The sequence below is a fragment of the Bradyrhizobium sp. HKCCYLS3070 genome (assembly GCF_051167575.1).
In the GTDB taxonomy this organism is placed as follows: domain Bacteria; phylum Pseudomonadota; class Alphaproteobacteria; order Rhizobiales; family Xanthobacteraceae; genus Bradyrhizobium.
Genome location: NZ_JBNPTI010000001.1, coordinates 215,446 through 231,907 on the forward strand (window position 1 = coordinate 215,446; position 16,462 = coordinate 231,907).

Here is a 16,462-nt window from a genome sequence, read left to right on the forward strand (position 1 = left end):
GAACGGAAAGATGTTGCCATGACCGACAAATTCATCTCCATCGAGGGCATCGCCAAGCGCTACGACGGGGCGCGGAGCACGACGATCTTCGAGAACCTGTGGCTCGCGATGGCGCGCGGCGAGTTCGTCTGCGTGATCGGGCATTCCGGCTGTGGCAAGACCACGGTGCTGAATGTTCTTGCCGGCCTCGACGTGCCCAGCGAAGGCGCCGTCATCGTCGATGGCCAGGCCATCGAAGGTCCGAGTCTCGACCGCGCGGTCATCTTCCAGAGCCATGCGCTGTTGCCGTGGCGGACGGTGCTCGGCAACGTCGCCTATGCCGTCTCGTCGAAATGGCGCAAATGGGATCGCGCCAAGGTCAAGGCGCATGCGCTGAAATACATCGAGCTCGTCGGCCTGTCCGGCTCCGAGCACAAGCGGCCGTCAGAGCTGTCCGGCGGCATGAAGCAGCGCGTCGGGATTGCCCGCGCGCTCTCGATCACGCCGAAGATCATGCTGATGGACGAGCCGTTCTCCGCGCTCGATGCGCTGACGCGCGGCACCCTGCAGGACGAGGTCCGCCGCATCTGCGTCGAGACCGGGCAGACCGTGTTCATGATCACCCACGACGTGGACGAAGCGATCTATCTCGCCGACAAGATCGTGCTGATGACAAACGGACCCGGCGCGGTGCTCGCGGAGATCGTCGAGAACCCGCTGCCGAAGGACCGGCTGCGCGGCGACCTGCATCGCCATCCGCTGTACTACGCGCTGCGCAACCACATCATCGATTTCCTGGTCAGCCGCAGCAGGACGTTCGCTGCCGAGACGCCGGATCACGATCCGCGTAAGGTGCCGGTGGTGAAGATCGGGCGCACCGAGCCGACGATCGTCGCGTCCAAGCCGGCCGACAGCGACGCGCCGCAGGCCATCGCGCGCTGAGGCTCGGAGAAACCCATCAACGAAGACCCATCAAGGGAGACCAAGCATGAAACGATCCGACCTCACCGAGAAGCTGCTCGACATCAAGCGCGAGAAGGGCTGGAGCTGGAAGTACATCTGCGATCAGATCGGCGGCTATTCCGAGGTGCTGATCGTCGGCGCCGTTCTCGGCCAGATGAAGCTGACCAAGCCGCAGGCGGCGAACGCCGGCGAGCTGTTCGGCCTGTCCAAATCCGAGATCGCGATGCTGAACGAGACGCCGATGCGCGGCGAGGGCGTGCAGATGCCCCCGACCGATCCCTTGATCTACCGCTTCTACGAACTCGTGATGATCAACGGCCCGGCGTGGAAGGAGCTGATCCAGGAGGAATTCGGCGACGGCATCATGTCGGCGATCGATTTCGACATGGTGATGGAGCGCCTGCCCAATGCCAAGGGCGACCGCGTCAAGATCACGATGTCGGGCAAGTTCCTGCCGTACAAATATTACGGCGCCAGCGGCAACGTGCCGGAATACGGCTTCAAGGAGGAATAGGGGAGGGGCGAGTCGCGAATAGGGAGTAGTGAATAGGGATCTCAGCTATTCACTACTCGCCATTCACTCTCGTCTCGGATATCTCAAGCCGCGATGGGCCCATATCGGCGGAGACTCGGCGTGAGCGTCATGCAGACCAACTTCCTATTTTCTTATGGCACGCTTCAGCTCGAAAGCGTTCAACTGAAATCTTTCGGTCGACGGCTTGTCGGTCGTCCGGATTCGATGCCGGGCTTCAGAAAGAGCTTCATCGAGATCACGGATCCAGACGTGCTCGCTAGCAGTGGTGAGCGGTTTCACCCTATCGTCGTGCCGAGCGACGATCCTGATGACGCTGTCGACGGGACTGTGTTTGAAATCACGTCAGATGAATTGCGTGCAGCCGACCAGTACGAAGTCGCCGATTACGAGCGCATCGGTGTTGTGTTGCGCTCCGGCACGCGGGCGTGGGTGTACGTCAAAGCAGCCGAGTAGCGAATAGGGAGTAGCGAATACGGGAAGGACATCGCTGCCCGCCACTCCCTATTCGCTATTCGCCCACTCGCTATTCGCTTCTTCTCACTGTCCCGCCTTGACCTGCGCCACGGCGGTCACCAGCAGCTCGCTCATCTTCGCGCGCACGTCTGCCTCGGTGACGGCCGCGCCCTTGGCGGTGAGGTCTCCCAGCACCTTGCGCAGCACGTCGGCATCGCCCGCTTCCTCGAAATCGGCCGCGACGACCTCCTTGGCGTAGGCGTCGGCGTCAGCGCCGGACTTGCCGAGCTTTTCGGCTGCCCACAGGCCGAGCAGCTTGTTGCGGCGGGCTTCTGCCTTGAACTTCAATTCCTCGTCATGGGCGAATTGCTTCTCGAAGGCGTCCTCGCGCTTGTCGAACGTGGTCATGGTCGGAACTTCCAGTGTTGCCGAAGAGGGTTAACCGCGCAGGCGGTTGCGGGGCGGTGGCCGCACGCCTAAATAATTGGAACATCTTGCCAATACAACGGGTACGAGGCCGCAGGGAAGGGCGGTAAAACTCCGCTCCCGAGGCCCGGATCGATTGTGCTCGGGACACCAATGAGATAGGTTTCCCACAGGCCCGGTTCTTGTTCTGTTTCCGTCCGTCCGGGCCCTCGCGGCAGCTCCGTCGTGGTCCTGTCCAAAGTCATCCGGAGCCCACCATTTCATGGATTTCAACAAAACACGGTACATCCCAATGAGCCGTCGGCGTCGCATTTATGAAGGCAAGGCCAAGGTCCTGTATGAAGGCCCCGAGCCGGGCACCCTGATCCAGCACTTCAAGGACGACGCCACCGCCTTCAATGCCAAGAAGCACCAGGTGATTGAAGGCAAGGGCGTCCTCAACAACCGCATCTCGGAGTACCTGTTTCAGCACCTCAACGACATCGGGGTTCCGACTCACTTCATCCGCCGGCTCAACATGCGCGAGCAGTTGATTCGCGAGGTCGAGATCGTGCCGCTCGAGGTCGTCGTCCGCAATGTGGCGGCGGGCTCGCTGTCGCAGCGCCTCGGCATCGAGGAAGGCACCCAGCTGCCGCGTTCGATCATCGAATTCTATTACAAAAACGACCAGCTCAACGACCCCATGGTGTCGGAGGAGCACATCACCGCGTTCGGCTGGGCGACGCCCCAGGAAATCGACGACATCATGGCGCTCGCCATTCGCGTCAACGACTTCCTGACCGGGCTTTTCCTCGGCATCGGCATCCGCCTGGTCGACTTCAAGATGGAATGCGGCCGGCTGTTCGAGAACGAGATGATGCGCATCATCGTCGCCGACGAGATTTCCCCCGATTCCTGCCGGCTGTGGGACATCAAGTCGAACGAGAAACTCGACAAGGACCGCTTCCGTCGTGATCTTGGCGGCCTTCTGGAGGCCTATACCGAGGTCGCCAAGCGGCTCGGCATCCTCATCGAGAACGAGCGCCCGGCGGGCTCCGGCCCGGTCCTGGTCAAGAGCTAAAAGGGAACAAGACGTGAAAGCGCGTGTCACGGTGACGCTGAAATCCGGCATCCTCGATCCGCAGGGCAAGGCGATCGAGGGCGCCCTGAAATCGCTCGGCGTCGACGGCGTCGCCAGCGTGCGGCAGGGCAAGGTGTTCGACATCGAGCTCGCCGGTGCCGACAAGGCCAAGGCGGAGGCCGCCCTGAAGGCGGCCGCCGACAAGCTGCTGGCGAATACGGTGATCGAGAATTACCGGGTGGAGTTGCTGGGGTAGGCAATGGCCGTGATCGACCGCGAGATCTACGAGCTTCTGCTGGAAATCCCGCGTGCTCAGGTCCGTGTCGAACATTCAGTCGATGAGCTGCTTGCTGGTGCGCGAGCGTTGAACAGAGAGCTCTCGTCGGACTCACACACTCTCGCGACGCTGCGAGGGGATCATTATCGAGCAAACACGTAGCATCATGAAATCCGCCGTCCTCGTCTTCCCCGGCATCAACCGCGAACGCGACATGGCCCGCGCGCTGCGCATGATCTCCGGCCATGAGCCTGCGATGGTCTGGCACGCCGAGACGTCGCTGCCGAAGGGCACCGATCTCGTCGTGGTGCCCGGCGGCTTCTCCTATGGCGACTATCTGCGCTGTGGCGCAATCGCGGCACGGGCTCCGGTGATGGACGCAGTACGCGATTTCGCCGCCAAGGGCGGCTTGGTGCTCGGCGTCTGCAACGGCTTCCAGATCCTGTGCGAGTCCGGCCTGCTGCCGGGCGTGCTGATGCGCAACGATAAGCTGAAGTTCATCTGCAAGGACGTGCATCTGCGGGTCGAGCGCTCCGATTCGCCGTTCACCCGCGGCTACAATGCGGGTCAGGTCATCCGCGTGCCGGTCGCTCACGGCGAGGGCAATTATGCGGCCGACGAGGAGACCTTGAAGCGGCTCAATGGCGATGGGCGCGTGCTCTATCGTTACTGCTCAGCCGATGGCGAGGTCGGCGACCTCAGCAACATCAATGGCGCTGCGCATTCCATCGCCGGCATCGTCAACGAGAACGGGAATGTGCTCGGCATGATGCCGCATCCCGAGAATCACGTCGAGGACATCATGGGCTGCACCGACGGCCGTGGCCTGTTCGCCGGCCTCGTCGCCCATCTCGACCGCGCGGCCTGATCGGCGGGCTGCGCCCGTGACGTTTCCGTCGGGCCGCTCGCCCGGCCCGACCCACAAACGACCGATTGGTGATCGAGGTTGCGGGACGTCCTCCATCTCCCGGATCGTCCCTGACGTCCGTCCTGCCTGCCACTTCCTCGATCCCGACGGTGCCTTGATGTCGACGCTGCCTCTCACTCAGCGCGCCCTGCGCTGGCTTCTCCTGTCCGTGTCGCTCTCGCTCGTCACGGGCGTTGGCGCCGCTCGGGCCGAGACCCCGTCGACGACGCCGTCGGTCGCCACACCGCCTCTGCCGTTCACCGTGGGCGGCTGGAAACCGCAGCGGCCGAACGGCACCGATGTGACCTTCTTCCTGTGCGACGATGCGAAATGCGGCCCTGGCTCGAAGGTGAGCTACCGGCTCTACGGACCCAACACGACGATGACGATCGAGCAATTCCGCGCCTCCCAGGACCAGACCGTCAAGCTGCTCGACCAGCGCGTGCCGGGTCAGACCACGACGATTCTGGGCGTCGAGGGCGGCAAGGGCAGCGGGCTGCCGCGCATGTTCTATGCACGGCGCCTGAAAGTGTCGCCAGGCGGAGAGAAGGAATATCAAGTGAGCGGCATGCTGTTCGGCGCGAGAGGCAGTGCCAGCCTGATCAGCTCCGCGACTGGCGAGGCGAACAGCACGGCCAACTTCAAGCAATTCGCGGTCCCGGTCATGCTTCTGCTCGCGCCACGGTCAAAATGATCGCGTGACGGCGCGCCGAAGCCGTTCATCAAAATCGTTCCGGAGTTTTTTCTCGCGCCGTCCGGCAACGCCGGGCGGCTGTTTGCGTTGTCCGCCAGCGAATGGGGCAGGGATCCAAGGAGGTTCTCATATGACGACGAAACATTGGCTGGGAACGGCCGCGATCATCCTGGCGATCGGCACGGCATCAGGTGTATCGGCGCAAGGCGACATGAAGCGCGAGGGAGGCCCGGCCGCTGCGACGGCGCACGAGGCCACGCGTCCGGCTGCCGAGGCGAAGGGAGAGGCAAAGGGCGGCGCCGCCGCGGCGGAACGTGCCGGCGCCGAGGCAAAGCAGAGCGCGCAGGAGCAGCGCCGTGGCGAGCCTTCATCCGCAGCAGGACGCGAGCAGGCTCAGGAAAGGTCCTCCGAGCGGTCGGCACATGATGCCAAGCAGAGCGCCGAGAGCAAGGGCGGTGCGGCCGCCGAGCGTGGCCGCGAGGCCAAGGAGAGCGCCGAGTCGAAGTCGTCGACTGACAGCAAGCAGGCCGACAAGCAGTCTGACAGCAAGAGCAAGGCTGAGTTGAAGCAACAGCAGGGGCGCGCCGACGAGCCGCGCAAGGGCGAGGATCGCGCCGCCGAGAGCAAGTCGGGGGCGACGGATCGGAAGTCCGACCGTGAGGCCGATCGCAATGATCACGATAAGGACAAGACCCGGCAGAGCCAGGACGAGCGCAAGACCGGCACGTCCGACGAGGCCGCGGACAAGCAAACCGGCGACCGCAACAAGCAGGCCAACCAGCCGAACGCGGCCGACAGCAAGAACACGACCGCGCAGCAGAACCAGCCGACCGGCGCCGGTCAGCGTGATCAGACCGGGCAGGCCACCAATCAGACCCAGCCCAATGGCAGCCGCTCCAGCACGCAGGTGTCGGTCAACGAGCAGCAGAAGACCCGCGTGGTCGATCAGCTCAAGCGCGATCACGACTTCGACCAAGCGCGCACCAATCTCAACATCAACATCAATGTCGGCGAGCGCCTGCCGGAGCGCGTGCGGCCGCGTCCGCTGCCGTCGGACATCGTGACGATCGTGCCGGAATATCGCGGCTACGAGTACACCGTGATCCATGACGAGATCGCGATCGTCGACCCGCGCAGCCGCGAGATCGTCGACGTAATCCCGCAGAACGGCATGCGCGCGGACCGCGGCTATGATCGCGGCGGCTATGGCGTCGGCTCGAACCGCATCGTGCTGTCGGACGATCAGCGCCAGATTCTGCGCCGCGCCGCCACCGAGACGGGCACTGTGGGCTCGACGACATCGTCGTCGTCCTCGTCCGGATCGAGCTGCCTGAGCCTACGCCGCGTGCCCGATGAGCTCGCGCGCAGCAATCCGGAGCTGGCCAACTACCAGTATCTGGCGATCGGCGAGCAGGTCGTGCTGGTCGACCCGCGCGATCAGAAGGTGGTGCAGGTCATCGACCAGCAGCAGTAGGGCCGAGGCGCGGCTGCGCCTTGTCTCATCGATGGCCTCCCTTGCCGCTGCGGCATGGGGGGCCATCGAAAGATTGATTTGGACATAGCACGTCCGGCTCTGCTTCAGTTCGCTCACAACGGGGAACGAGATTCCATCTCGTCCACAAGGGGAGCGAAACGAGCCATGGCGATCATCCGCCAGCTGTATGTCCAAGTCCTGATCGCGATCCTGCTCGCGATCGCCGTCGGCCTGCTGGCGCCAGAGGCGGCCGTTCAGATGAAGCCGCTCGGCGATGCGTTCATCGCACTTCTGCGCATGATGCTCGGGCCGATCATCTTCTGCTCGGTGGTGCTCGGGCTGACGCATGTCCGCGATATGAGGCAGCTCGGCCGGCTCGCGTTCAAGTCGCTGCTGTATTTCGAGATCCTGACCACGCTCGGCATGGTCGTCGGCTTCATCGCGGTCAACGTGTTCCAGCCCGGCGACGGGCTCCATGCCGGCAACCTCGCGCTCAATGACAGCGTGACGCGCATCTCCAACGCCGCGAGCAATTTCACGGCTATCGGCTTCTTCCTCAGCATCATCCCGACCACGATCGTCGACGCCTTCGCCAAGGGCGAGATTCTCCAGATCCTGTTCATCTCGGTGATGGTGGGCGCGGCGCTGAGCGTCGGCCTGAAGACGGAGTCGGCGATCCTGCGCGGCATCGAGGAGGGGCAGGACGTGCTGTTCCGCATGCTGGGTTTCATCATGAAGCTGGCGCCACTCGGGGCGTTCGGCGCCATGGCGGCGGCGATCGGCACGCATGGCGGCGCCACGCTGCTCTATCTCGGCAAGGTCGTGCTGCTGTACTGGATCACGGCGGTCGTCTTCGTCGCAGTCGTGCTCGGCGGCGTGTGCGCCATCATGCGGCTGTCGCTGCTCAAGCTGCTGCGGCTGATCCGCGAGGAGCTGCTGCTGGTGCTCGGGACCGCGTCCGGCGAGGTTGCGCTGCCGCGGCTGATGCAGAAGCTCGAGCAGGCCGGCTGCGACGGCGCCATCGTCGGTTTCGTGCTGCCGGCCGGCTACAGCTTCAATCTCGACGGCACGGGCATCTACATGGCGATTGCCGTCGGCTTCATCGCCCAGGCCACCGACACGCCATTCAGCTACGGCCAGCAGCTGGCGGTGCTCGCGGTCATGCTGCTGACCTCGAAGGGCGGCACCACCGTCGCGGGCGGCGCCTTCATCAAGCTCGCGGCGACCCTGCAATCCGTCCGCGTGCTGCCGCTCAACGGCCTCGGCCTGCTGTTCGGCATCGACCGCCTGATGGCGACCTGCACCGCGCTCACCAACGTCGTCGGCAACACCGTTGCCGTGTTCGTCATCGCGCGCTGGGAAAATGCGCTGGATGCCGCCAGGCTCGATGCCTATCTCGCGGGCGGCACCGCGTTGACGGCCGCGGAGGCGGCGGTCGACGAGGGCCGCGCTGCAATCGCCGGTGCGGGCGAATGAGCTCAGCGCACGTAGTCGCCGATGATCTTGGCGCCGGGCCAGGCGCCGTCCGCCACGCTCTGCGCGATCACCTCGCGCATCAGCGCCAGCAGCTCGTCGGCAAGCCAGGTCGGCTGGCGTTCCCGCGGCATGCCGATCGAGACGGTCGAGATCAGCGGCGGCCGCTCGATCGACCGCACGGTGAGCTCGCCGCGCTTCGCCTCGGCGACGACCGCGGCATGGGCGAGGATCGTTGCGCCGAGACCGCGCCGAACCATGGCCTTCGTCATGCTCACGCTGTCGACCTCGAAGGCGACGTTGAGCCGCGTGCCGTTCTGGATCGCCGCCTGCTCGATCAGCCGCCGGTTGCTGTGCGGAAGACTCGGCAGGATCAGCGACAGCCCGGCCAGCTCGCGCCAGCGGATCGTCTCGGCCACGGTGTCGCCGCGCTTGGCCGGCGGCAGGGCGACGACCATCCGCTCGTGCAGGATGGGGGTCAGCGCGATGCCGTCGAGCGGCGGCGGATTGTAGAGCACGGCGATGTCGAGCCGGCGGTCCAGCAGCCATTCCTCCAGCGACGAGCTGATGCCCTCGCGGACCTGCACGGAGGCCTGCGGCCAGCGCCGGCGCAGTTCGACCACCACGGACGGCGCGATGCGCAGGCCCGCGACCGGCGGCACCCCGAGCGCGATGTGACCGGCGAAGCTCGAATCCGGCGAGCGCACCGCGCCGGGCATCTGGTCGATCTGCAGCAGGACGGCATGGGCGTGCTCGAGGAACGTCGTGCCGGCGCGGGTCAGGCGGACGCCGCGGCCGTGCCGCACCAGCAGCGCGACGCCAAGCTCGTCCTCCAGCTTCATCAGCTGCCGGCTGAGCGCGGATTGCGCGACATTGAGCAATGCCGATGCCCGGCTCAGGCTGCCGGCGCGCGCCACCTGCACGAAGTAACGAAGCTCGCGGATGTCGATGGCCGTGTCCTCCGCGCCGCTGCCCGCCGCAGTTTATTGCAAGCGGCCCAGGGCGAGTCAAACCGCGCGCCGACAACGATGAGACGGGCGCCTTGCCGATGAACTTCATCCATCTCGACGGCTTGACGCTGCGCTATGAGCTGCGCGGCGGTGGCGCGAGGACGTTGGTGTTGCTGCATGAGCTCGGCGGCAGCCTCGAAAGCTTCGATGCCTTGATGCTCGAGCTGCCCGACGACCTGCGGGTGCTGCGCTATGATCTGCGCGGCGCCGGCCTGTCGGAAAAACCGCGCGCGCCGTTCGGCTTCGCCGATCACGTCGGCGACCTCGACCGGCTGCTGCGGGCGCTCGGCACCGACGGACCGGTCGATATCGCCGGCGTCGCCGCCGGTGCGGCGCTCGCCGTCAGCTTCGCGCTGGCGCATCCGCAGCGCGTGAGCGCGCTGGCGCTGTGCGCGCCGGCCCTCAGCGTCGATGCTGGTCGCGTGCAGTATCTGGCGGCGCGCTCCGCGCTCTGCATGCGCGCCGGCATGCGCGCCGTGGCGGCGGATACGCTCGATCGTTCCTATCCGCCGGTGCTGCGAACCGACCGCAACGCCTACCTCGCTTATCTCGGCCGCTTCCTCGGCAACGATCCGGTCGGATATGCCCATAACAACCTGGCGTTCGCCGAGGTCGATCTGCGCGAACGGCTCGCGGAGGTTCGGCAGCGCTGTCTGCTGCTTGCCGGCGCGCATGATCTGTTGCGGCCGCAGGCGCAGGTCGAGGCGCTCGCCCGTCTCATTCCCGGCGCGGCGTTCGCGACCGTCGACACGGCCGGTCATCTGATGCAGGTGCAGGCCCCGGCCGAGCTGGCGGGGCGGCTGACGGCTTTTCTTGCCAGGCCCGGGACACAGCCGATTCCTCGCGCCTCGTGACCAGGAGCATCGCATGCGCATCGAGGACCTTGCCCTGGCCGAGATGGACGAGACGCAGCGCGCGGTGGCCGAAGAGGCCATCGCCGGCCGGCGCGGCCGGATCCCGGCGCCGCTGCGGGCCTGGCTGCACAGTCCCGAGCTCGGACGCCGGGCCCAGAAGCTCGGCGAGTTCGCCCGCTACGAGACGTCATTGCCGCCTGCGCTGTCCGAGCTCGCGATCCTCGTGACGGCGCGGCACTGGACCTCGCATGTCGAATGGTATGCCCACAAGCGGGATGGGCTCGCGGCGGGCATCGCCCCGTCGGTCATCGACGCGATCGCGCAACGGTGTGATCCAGAGTTCACCGATCCCGCCGCGAAGCTCGTTCACGACTACACCCGGCTGCTGCTCGCCAGCGGCCGCGTGCCGGACGATCTGCACGCGCTGGCGGCCGCAACCCTCGGCACGCGCGGCGTCGTCGATCTCGTCGGCATCATCGGCTATTACGGGCTGGTGGCGCTGACCCTCAACGCGTTCGACATCGGCCTGCCCGATGGCGAGACGCCGGAGCTGGAGCCATGACCATGACGAAGCGCCTGGAGGGCAAGGTCGCGATCATCACCGGTGCCGGCTGCGTCGGTCCGGGCTGGGGCAACGGCCGCGCCGCTGCGGTCATCTTCGCGCGCGAGGGCGCCAGGGTCCTCGCCGTCGACCGCGATGGCGGCCGCATGGACGAGACGCTGGCGCGCGCCCGGGACCACGGCGGCGTCATCCAGGCCCACCGCTGCGACGTCACCGATGCGGCGGATGTCGCCGCGATGGTCGACGCCTGTATCGCAGCGTTCGGCCGCGTCGATATTCTGGTCAACAACGTCGGCGGCTCGGCGCCGGGAGGCCCGGTCGAGCTGAGCGAGCAGGGCTGGGACGCGCAGCTCGATCTCAACGTGAAGAGCGTCTTCCTCACCTGCAAGGCGGTGCTGCCGCACATGGCGGCGCAGGGCGGCGGGGCCATCGTCAACACGGCCTCCACCTCGGGCATCCGTTGGACCGGATCGGCGCAGGTCGGCTACGCCTCGGCCAAGGCCGCGGTGATCCAGTTCTCGCGCGTTGTTGCCGTGCAGTATGCCCCGCAGCGCGTGCGCGTGAACACGGTGGTGCCTGGCCAGATGCACACGCCGATGGTCGAGGCGCGCCTCGCCGGGCAGCGCGCCGGCGGCGATGTCGCGGCGCTGCTGCGGACGCGGCAGGCTCGCATCCCGCTCGGCTTCATGGGCGACGGCCGCGACACCGCCCACGCCGCGCTGTTCTTCGCGTCCGACGAGGCGCGCTTCGTCACCGGCACCGAGATCGTCGTCGATGGCGGCATGAGCGCCCGCTGTGACTGAACCCATGAGCACGGGCATGGCTGCCGTTTCCCGCGCATGGCCGGCAGGGGCCTGCGATGCGCATTGTCACATCTTCGGTCCGTTCGACCGCTTTCCGCTGCCCGACGATCGCAGCTTCACGCCGCCGGAGGCGCCGGAAACGGCGCTGCGCCGTCTGCACGATCGGCTGGGCACCGATCGCGCCGTCATCGTGCACAGCCAGGGTCATGGCCGCGACCATCGCCCGCTGCTCGATGCGCTGGCTGTTGGAGAAGGCCGCTACCGCGGCGTCGCCGTGCTCGGCGCAGAGGTCACGGCTGCGGAGGTCGCGCGCCTCGATGCAGCCGGCGTCTGCGGTGCCCGCTTCAACTTCCTTGCGCATCTCGGCGGCGCGCCGTCGGCGGAGCACATGCGGGCCGTGCTCGCGCTGGTGAGGCCGCTCGACTGGCATGTCGCCATTCATGTCACGGGCGCCGATCTCATCCGCTATGCCGAGCTGATCGCGGCCATCGAGGTGCGTGTGGTGATCGACCACATGGCCCGGCCGGACCTCGGCCGGAATCTCGGCGCCTGTCAGGAGATCCTGTGCCGCTTGCTCGACAGCGGGCGGGTCTGGATCAAGCTCAGCGGTGCCGATCGCATCTCGCGCGAGGGCGCGCCCTATCATGACGTTGTGCCGTTCGCCCGAAGCCTTGCCGCGCACGCCCCTGAGCGAGTGCTGTGGGGCAGCGACTGGCCGCACGTCAACATCAAGGGACACATGCCGGACGATGCGGTGCTGGCCGACCTCGTGGCCGAGATCGCGCCGTCGGAGACGGCGCGACAGCGGCTTCTGGTCGACAATCCCTCGGCGTTCTTTCGCTTCGATGAATCTCGCCGGGGTCCCGTGGGAGCTTAGCCACGAGCGTCGCGGAGGCCGCCGCCACAGGCGTGCGTCCATTGAACCTGCTGTGGCCGTGATGCGTCAAAACGGGATCGTCCGCAACGGCCTGCGTGAGCGCGGGATTGTCCGGGCTGGCCGGCCACGCTATCAACGTCGGCGTGTAAAATCTCGCCGTGAGTTGGGGATCTGCCGTGCCTATCGCGCTCGTCGTACTGCTGCTCGACATTTCGCTGATCTACCATGCGTCGCGGACCGGCCGTCTGCAGCCCTGGGCCTTCATCATCCTGATGGTGCCGATGATCGGCGCGCTCGCCTACATCGTCGTCGAGCTGGTGCCTGAATGGCTCGGCAGCCACGACGTCCAGAAGGCGCGCAAGCGCGTCGCCAACAAGCTGGACCCCGAGAAAGACTACCGCGAGCTGTCCGATCGTGTCGCGATCACGGACACGATCGCCAACCGCGCGGCGCTGGCCGAGGAATGCGTCGCGGTCGGGCGTTATGACGAGGCCGAGCAGCATTACGATCACATCCTGAGCCTGCCGATGGGCCACGAGCCGCTGTTCGCGCTGGGCAAGGCCAAGGCGCAGTTCGCGCGCCGCCGCCCAGCGGATGCGCTGGCGACGCTCGACGAGCTGCAGAAGAGCTGGCCGGACTACAATTCGGCCGAGGCGCATCTGCTCTATGCACGGGCTTTGCAGGAAGCCGGCCGCATCGATGAGGCCATCGAGGAGTACCAGGCGCTGCTGGACTATGCGCCGGGCAGCGAGGCGAAGGTCCGCTACGGCACGCTGCTCAAGCTGGTCGGCCGGATCGATGAAGCCAAGGTCGTGTTCACGGAGCTGCTGATCCAGATGAAGCGCGCGCCACGACATGTGCGCAAGGCGCAGGCCGAGTGGATCGCGATCGCCGAGAAGCAGATCGCGGGGTAGCTCCGCAACGGCAGGGTACATCTTCTCCGCGCGTCATTCCGGGGCGCGCGAAGCGCGAGCCCGGAATCCATAACCACGCATGTCTTGGGAGGCGGGATGCGCGTGGCGCTGTTCTTCGACCATTTTGCGGCTGCCGGCTCATTCGCGCTGCTTCAAAATGGCTACGCCATTTTGCGCGCGAATGCCCCGGAACGACGGAGAGAGTTGAGCGCGATCCCCCTTGCTCCGTCCCTACGGCGAGTTCGCCGCCTCCGGTGTCCGCCGCCTGATGCGCTTGATGGTGCCGGAAAACGAGAACAGCGGCTTTGGGCCGGAATGCAGCATGCCGCGCAGGAAGATCAGCGACGCGCCGGCGCGGGTGACCTCGCCTGTGGCCTCGATCAATTCACCCTCGCGCGCCGCGTCGAGGAATTCGCTCGAGAACGAGACCGTGACACCTGGGCCCTGCATGATCGGCGCGGCGAAGGCGAACAGGCAGTAATCGGCGAATGTCATTAGGCAGCCGCCATGGACGTTGCCGCCGCCGTTGAGGTGCTTCTTCTCGACCCGGAAGGCGCAGCGGATCGAGCCATCGTCCTCCATCCGGTGCCAGAATGGCCCGGTGTGGGATTCGTAGCTGTCGCGCATCCAGGTCCGCCAGCCGGCGAACTCGCCGTCGGTCGCGATGTGGATGCCAGGGCGGTTCTCGAAGGCGGAACGGGACAGGTCGTGCACGTGTCAGGGCCTTTAACTGTTGATTTACCGTCTTAAATCCGATTGGTCGCCAATCTGCAAATATCCCTTCTGGCGGTCCGGGCCAAAGCTCTGGACAGGGCGGAATAGGGCCGTAAAAGGCCTTTTCCCGCCCTGGCGATCTTTCTATGAAGCAGGCTTCAAGGGACCAGCGGCCCACGGGCAAAGGCATTTCTCCATGCGCAATGAACCGCAGATCACCCCCGAGCTCGTCGCCGCCCACGGGCTGAAGCCCGATGAATATGAGCGCATCCTGAAGCTGATCGGGCGGGTGCCGACCTTCACCGAGCTCGGCATCTTCTCGGCGATGTGGAACGAGCACTGCTCGTACAAGTCGTCCCGCATCCATCTGCGGGGACTGCCGACCAAGGCGCCCTGGGTGATCCAGGGCCCCGGCGAAAACGCCGGCGTGATCGACATCGGCGACGGCCAGGCCGTCGTGTTCAAGATGGAGAGCCACAACCACCCGAGCTACATCGAGCCGTATCAGGGTGCGACCACCGGCGTCGGCGGCATCCTGCGAGACGTGTTCACCATGGGCGCACGCCCGATCGCGTGCCTGAACGCGCTGTCGTTCGGCGCGCCGGAGCATCCCAAGACCCGGCATCTGGTGTCCGGGGTGGTGGCCGGCATCGGCGGCTATGGCAACTCGTTTGGCGTTCCGACGGTCGGCGGCCAGACCCGCTTCCACACCCGCTATGACGGCAATATCCTGGTCAACGCCATGGCGGTCGGCCTCGCCGACGCCGACAAGATCTTCTATGCGGCGGCTTCCGGCGTGAACATGCCGATCGTCTATCTCGGCTCCAAGACCGGCCGCGACGGCATCCACGGCGCCTCGATGGCCTCGGCCGAGTTCGACGATTCCTCGGAGGAGAAGCGCCCGACGGTGCAGGTCGGCGACCCCTTCGCCGAGAAGCTGCTGCTGGAGGCGTGCCTGGAGATCATGGCCGCCGATTGCGTGATCGCGATCCAGGACATGGGTGCGGCCGGCCTGACCTGCTCGGCGGTCGAGATGGGCGCCAAGGGCGACCTCGGCGTCGATCTCGATCTCGATGCCGTGCCGACCCGCGAGATCGGCATGAGCGCCTACGAGATGATGCTCTCCGAGAGCCAGGAGCGGATGCTCATGGTGCTGAAGCCGGAGAAGGAGAAGGAAGCCGAGGCGATCTTCCGCAAATGGGGGCTCGATTTCGCGGTGGTCGGCTACACCACGCCGAGCAAGCGGTTCGTGGTGAAGCATGGCGGCGACGTCATGGCCGACCTGCCGATCAAGGAGCTCGGTGACGAGGCGCCGCTGTACGACCGTCCGCACGTGGCCTCATCGGCGCTGCCGGTGATCCACGCCCGCGAGGTCAAGCCGCCCCTGGACATCATCCCGGCGTTGGAGAAGCTCGTCGCAACGCCCGATCTGTGCTCCAAGCGCTGGATCTGGGAGCAGTATGACCATGTGATCCTCGGCAACACCGTGCAGCGCCCCGGCGGCGATGCCGCCGTGGTGCGCGTGCAGGATGGCCCGAAGGGGCTTGCGCTCACGGTCGACGTCACGCCCCGCTATTGCGAGGCCGACCCTTTCGAGGGTGGCAAGCAGGCCGTCGCCGAAGCCTGGCGCAACATCACCGCGGTCGGTGGCCGGCCGCTTGCGATCACCGACAATCTCAATTTCGGCAACCCGGAGCGGCCCGAGATCATGGGCCAGTTCGTCGGCTGCCTGAAAGGCATTTCGGAGGCCTGCCGCGCGCTCGACTTCCCCGTCGTCTCTGGGAACGTCTCGCTCTACAACGAGACCAACGGCCGCGCGATCCTGCCGACGCCCTCGATCGGCGGCGTCGGCCTGCTCGATGATTTCACCAAGTCGGCGAGCATCGCCTTCAAGGCCGAGGGCGAGGCGATCCTGTTGATCGGCGAGACCCATGGCTGGCTCGGCCAGTCGGTCTACTTGCGCGACGTCTGCGGCCGGGAGGAGGGCGCTCCGCCGCCTGTCGACCTCGCCGCCGAGAAGCGCATCGGCGATGTCGTCCGCGGCATGATCCATGCGGGCACGGCGACAGCTGCGCATGATCTGGCCGACGGTGGTCTGCTCGTCGCGCTCGCCGAGATGGCGATGGCCTCCGGCATCGGCGCGCGGCTGCTGGCCGCGCCTGCCTCGATCGTGCCGCATGCCTATTGGTTCGGCGAGGACCAGGCGCGCTATCTCGTGACGGTGCCGGAGACCGAGGCTGGCCGCGTGCTCGCCAAGATGCGCGGCGCCGGCGTGCCGTGCACGCGCATCGGCACGACAGGCGGCACTGCGCTGGCGATCGCCGGCGATGGTGCCGTCGAGGTCGCCGCGCTCAAGACGGGATTCGAAAGCTGGCTGCCCAAATACATGGGCGGGTCAGCCGCCTGACCCCGGATGCACGCCACGGCTGTCACAGTCAGGCACGCTGGCCGACGACGACGGAGTTCGTCGTGAGAGCGTTGGCCTCG

18 protein-coding genes are annotated in these 16,462 nt (G+C 66.3%); 15 read left to right on the top strand and 3 right to left on the bottom strand.

The genetic code is table 11. The annotated features are described in order from the left end of the window. The first annotated feature begins 18 nt into the window (after positions 1-18). The 3 genes from ACQR03_RS00905 to ACQR03_RS00915 all read left to right on the top strand — a co-directional run bounded on the left by ACQR03_RS00905 (position 19) and on the right by ACQR03_RS00915 (position 1,930). Positions 19-921, top strand: a complete 903-nt coding sequence (locus ACQR03_RS00905; protein ID WP_434841543.1) for an ABC transporter ATP-binding protein — start codon at positions 19-21, stop codon at positions 919-921. A 46-nt stretch (positions 922-967) separates the two neighbouring features. Then, positions 968-1,456: a cyanase gene (gene cynS, locus ACQR03_RS00910; RefSeq protein WP_315714846.1), complete on the top strand. Its 489-nt coding sequence runs from the start codon at positions 968-970 to the stop codon at positions 1,454-1,456. Positions 1,457-1,585: 129 nt separating this feature from the next. After that, entirely contained in the window at positions 1,586-1,930 is a 345-nt protein-coding gene (locus tag ACQR03_RS00915) for a gamma-glutamylcyclotransferase family protein (RefSeq protein ID WP_434841581.1), read from the top strand. An 84-nt stretch (positions 1,931-2,014) separates the two neighbouring features. Here ACQR03_RS00915 and ACQR03_RS00920 read toward each other — a convergent pair whose 3' ends face one another. Next, positions 2,015-2,338: a DUF1476 domain-containing protein gene (locus tag ACQR03_RS00920; protein WP_315714845.1), complete on the bottom strand. Its 324-nt coding sequence runs from the start codon at positions 2,336-2,338 to the stop codon at positions 2,015-2,017. A 310-nt stretch (positions 2,339-2,648) separates the two neighbouring features. Here ACQR03_RS00920 and purC point away from each other — a divergent pair, with 310 nt between their 5' ends. The 6 genes from purC (at position 2,649) to ACQR03_RS00950 (ending at position 8,244) form a co-directional block, all read left to right on the top strand. After that, positions 2,649-3,416 (top strand): phosphoribosylaminoimidazolesuccinocarboxamide synthase, encoded by a 768-nt coding sequence (gene purC / locus ACQR03_RS00925; protein WP_016843454.1) that lies wholly within the window; start codon positions 2,649-2,651, stop codon positions 3,414-3,416. 13 nt (positions 3,417-3,429) lie between these two features. After that, entirely contained in the window at positions 3,430-3,672 is a 243-nt protein-coding gene (gene purS / locus ACQR03_RS00930) for a phosphoribosylformylglycinamidine synthase subunit PurS (RefSeq protein ID WP_315706343.1), read from the top strand. A gap of 187 nt (positions 3,673-3,859) precedes the next feature. Continuing rightward, on the top strand, positions 3,860-4,561 hold the full coding sequence (gene purQ, locus ACQR03_RS00935; RefSeq protein WP_315714844.1) for a phosphoribosylformylglycinamidine synthase subunit PurQ: 702 nt from the start codon (positions 3,860-3,862) through the stop codon (positions 4,559-4,561). A gap of 157 nt (positions 4,562-4,718) precedes the next feature. Further along, on the top strand, positions 4,719-5,294 hold the full coding sequence (locus ACQR03_RS00940; protein WP_316185389.1) for a hypothetical protein: 576 nt from the start codon (positions 4,719-4,721) through the stop codon (positions 5,292-5,294). A gap of 211 nt (positions 5,295-5,505) precedes the next feature. Next, entirely contained in the window at positions 5,506-6,768 is a 1,263-nt protein-coding gene (locus ACQR03_RS00945; protein WP_316202321.1) for a DUF1236 domain-containing protein, read from the top strand. A 165-nt stretch (positions 6,769-6,933) separates the two neighbouring features. After that, complete coding sequence (locus tag ACQR03_RS00950; RefSeq protein ID WP_315749294.1) at positions 6,934-8,244, top strand: cation:dicarboxylate symporter family transporter; 1,311 nt, start codon at positions 6,934-6,936, stop codon at positions 8,242-8,244. Positions 8,245-8,246: 2 nt separating this feature from the next. Here ACQR03_RS00950 and ACQR03_RS00955 read toward each other — a convergent pair whose 3' ends face one another. Beyond that, positions 8,247-9,191 carry a LysR family transcriptional regulator gene (locus tag ACQR03_RS00955; protein WP_315750010.1) on the bottom strand — a complete coding sequence of 315 codons (945 nt, stop codon included), beginning with the start codon at positions 9,189-9,191 and terminating at the stop codon, positions 8,247-8,249. A 98-nt stretch (positions 9,192-9,289) separates the two neighbouring features. On the opposite strand from ACQR03_RS00955, the gene ACQR03_RS00960 reads away from it, so the two are divergent. From ACQR03_RS00960 to ACQR03_RS00980, 5 genes are all read left to right on the top strand, one after another. Continuing rightward, on the top strand, positions 9,290-10,105 hold the full coding sequence (locus ACQR03_RS00960; RefSeq protein ID WP_434841542.1) for an alpha/beta fold hydrolase: 816 nt from the start codon (positions 9,290-9,292) through the stop codon (positions 10,103-10,105). A gap of 13 nt (positions 10,106-10,118) precedes the next feature. Beyond that, positions 10,119-10,667: a carboxymuconolactone decarboxylase family protein gene (locus ACQR03_RS00965; protein WP_434841541.1), complete on the top strand. Its 549-nt coding sequence runs from the start codon at positions 10,119-10,121 to the stop codon at positions 10,665-10,667. 2 nt (positions 10,668-10,669) lie between these two features. Further along, complete coding sequence (locus tag ACQR03_RS00970) at positions 10,670-11,470, top strand: SDR family NAD(P)-dependent oxidoreductase (protein ID WP_434841580.1); 801 nt, start codon at positions 10,670-10,672, stop codon at positions 11,468-11,470. Between the two features lie 16 nt (positions 11,471-11,486). Continuing rightward, complete coding sequence (locus tag ACQR03_RS00975) at positions 11,487-12,347, top strand: amidohydrolase family protein (RefSeq protein WP_434841540.1); 861 nt, start codon at positions 11,487-11,489, stop codon at positions 12,345-12,347. A 176-nt stretch (positions 12,348-12,523) separates the two neighbouring features. Next, on the top strand, positions 12,524-13,261 hold the full coding sequence (locus ACQR03_RS00980) for a tetratricopeptide repeat protein (RefSeq protein WP_315826311.1): 738 nt from the start codon (positions 12,524-12,526) through the stop codon (positions 13,259-13,261). Between the two features lie 231 nt (positions 13,262-13,492). Here ACQR03_RS00980 and ACQR03_RS00985 read toward each other — a convergent pair whose 3' ends face one another. Further along, on the bottom strand, positions 13,493-13,975 hold the full coding sequence (locus ACQR03_RS00985) for a PaaI family thioesterase (protein WP_315714838.1): 483 nt from the start codon (positions 13,973-13,975) through the stop codon (positions 13,493-13,495). A 196-nt stretch (positions 13,976-14,171) separates the two neighbouring features. On the opposite strand from ACQR03_RS00985, the gene purL reads away from it, so the two are divergent. Then, on the top strand, positions 14,172-16,382 hold the full coding sequence (gene purL, locus ACQR03_RS00990; RefSeq protein ID WP_316175510.1) for a phosphoribosylformylglycinamidine synthase subunit PurL: 2,211 nt from the start codon (positions 14,172-14,174) through the stop codon (positions 16,380-16,382). Positions 16,383-16,462: the final 80 nt, after the last annotated feature.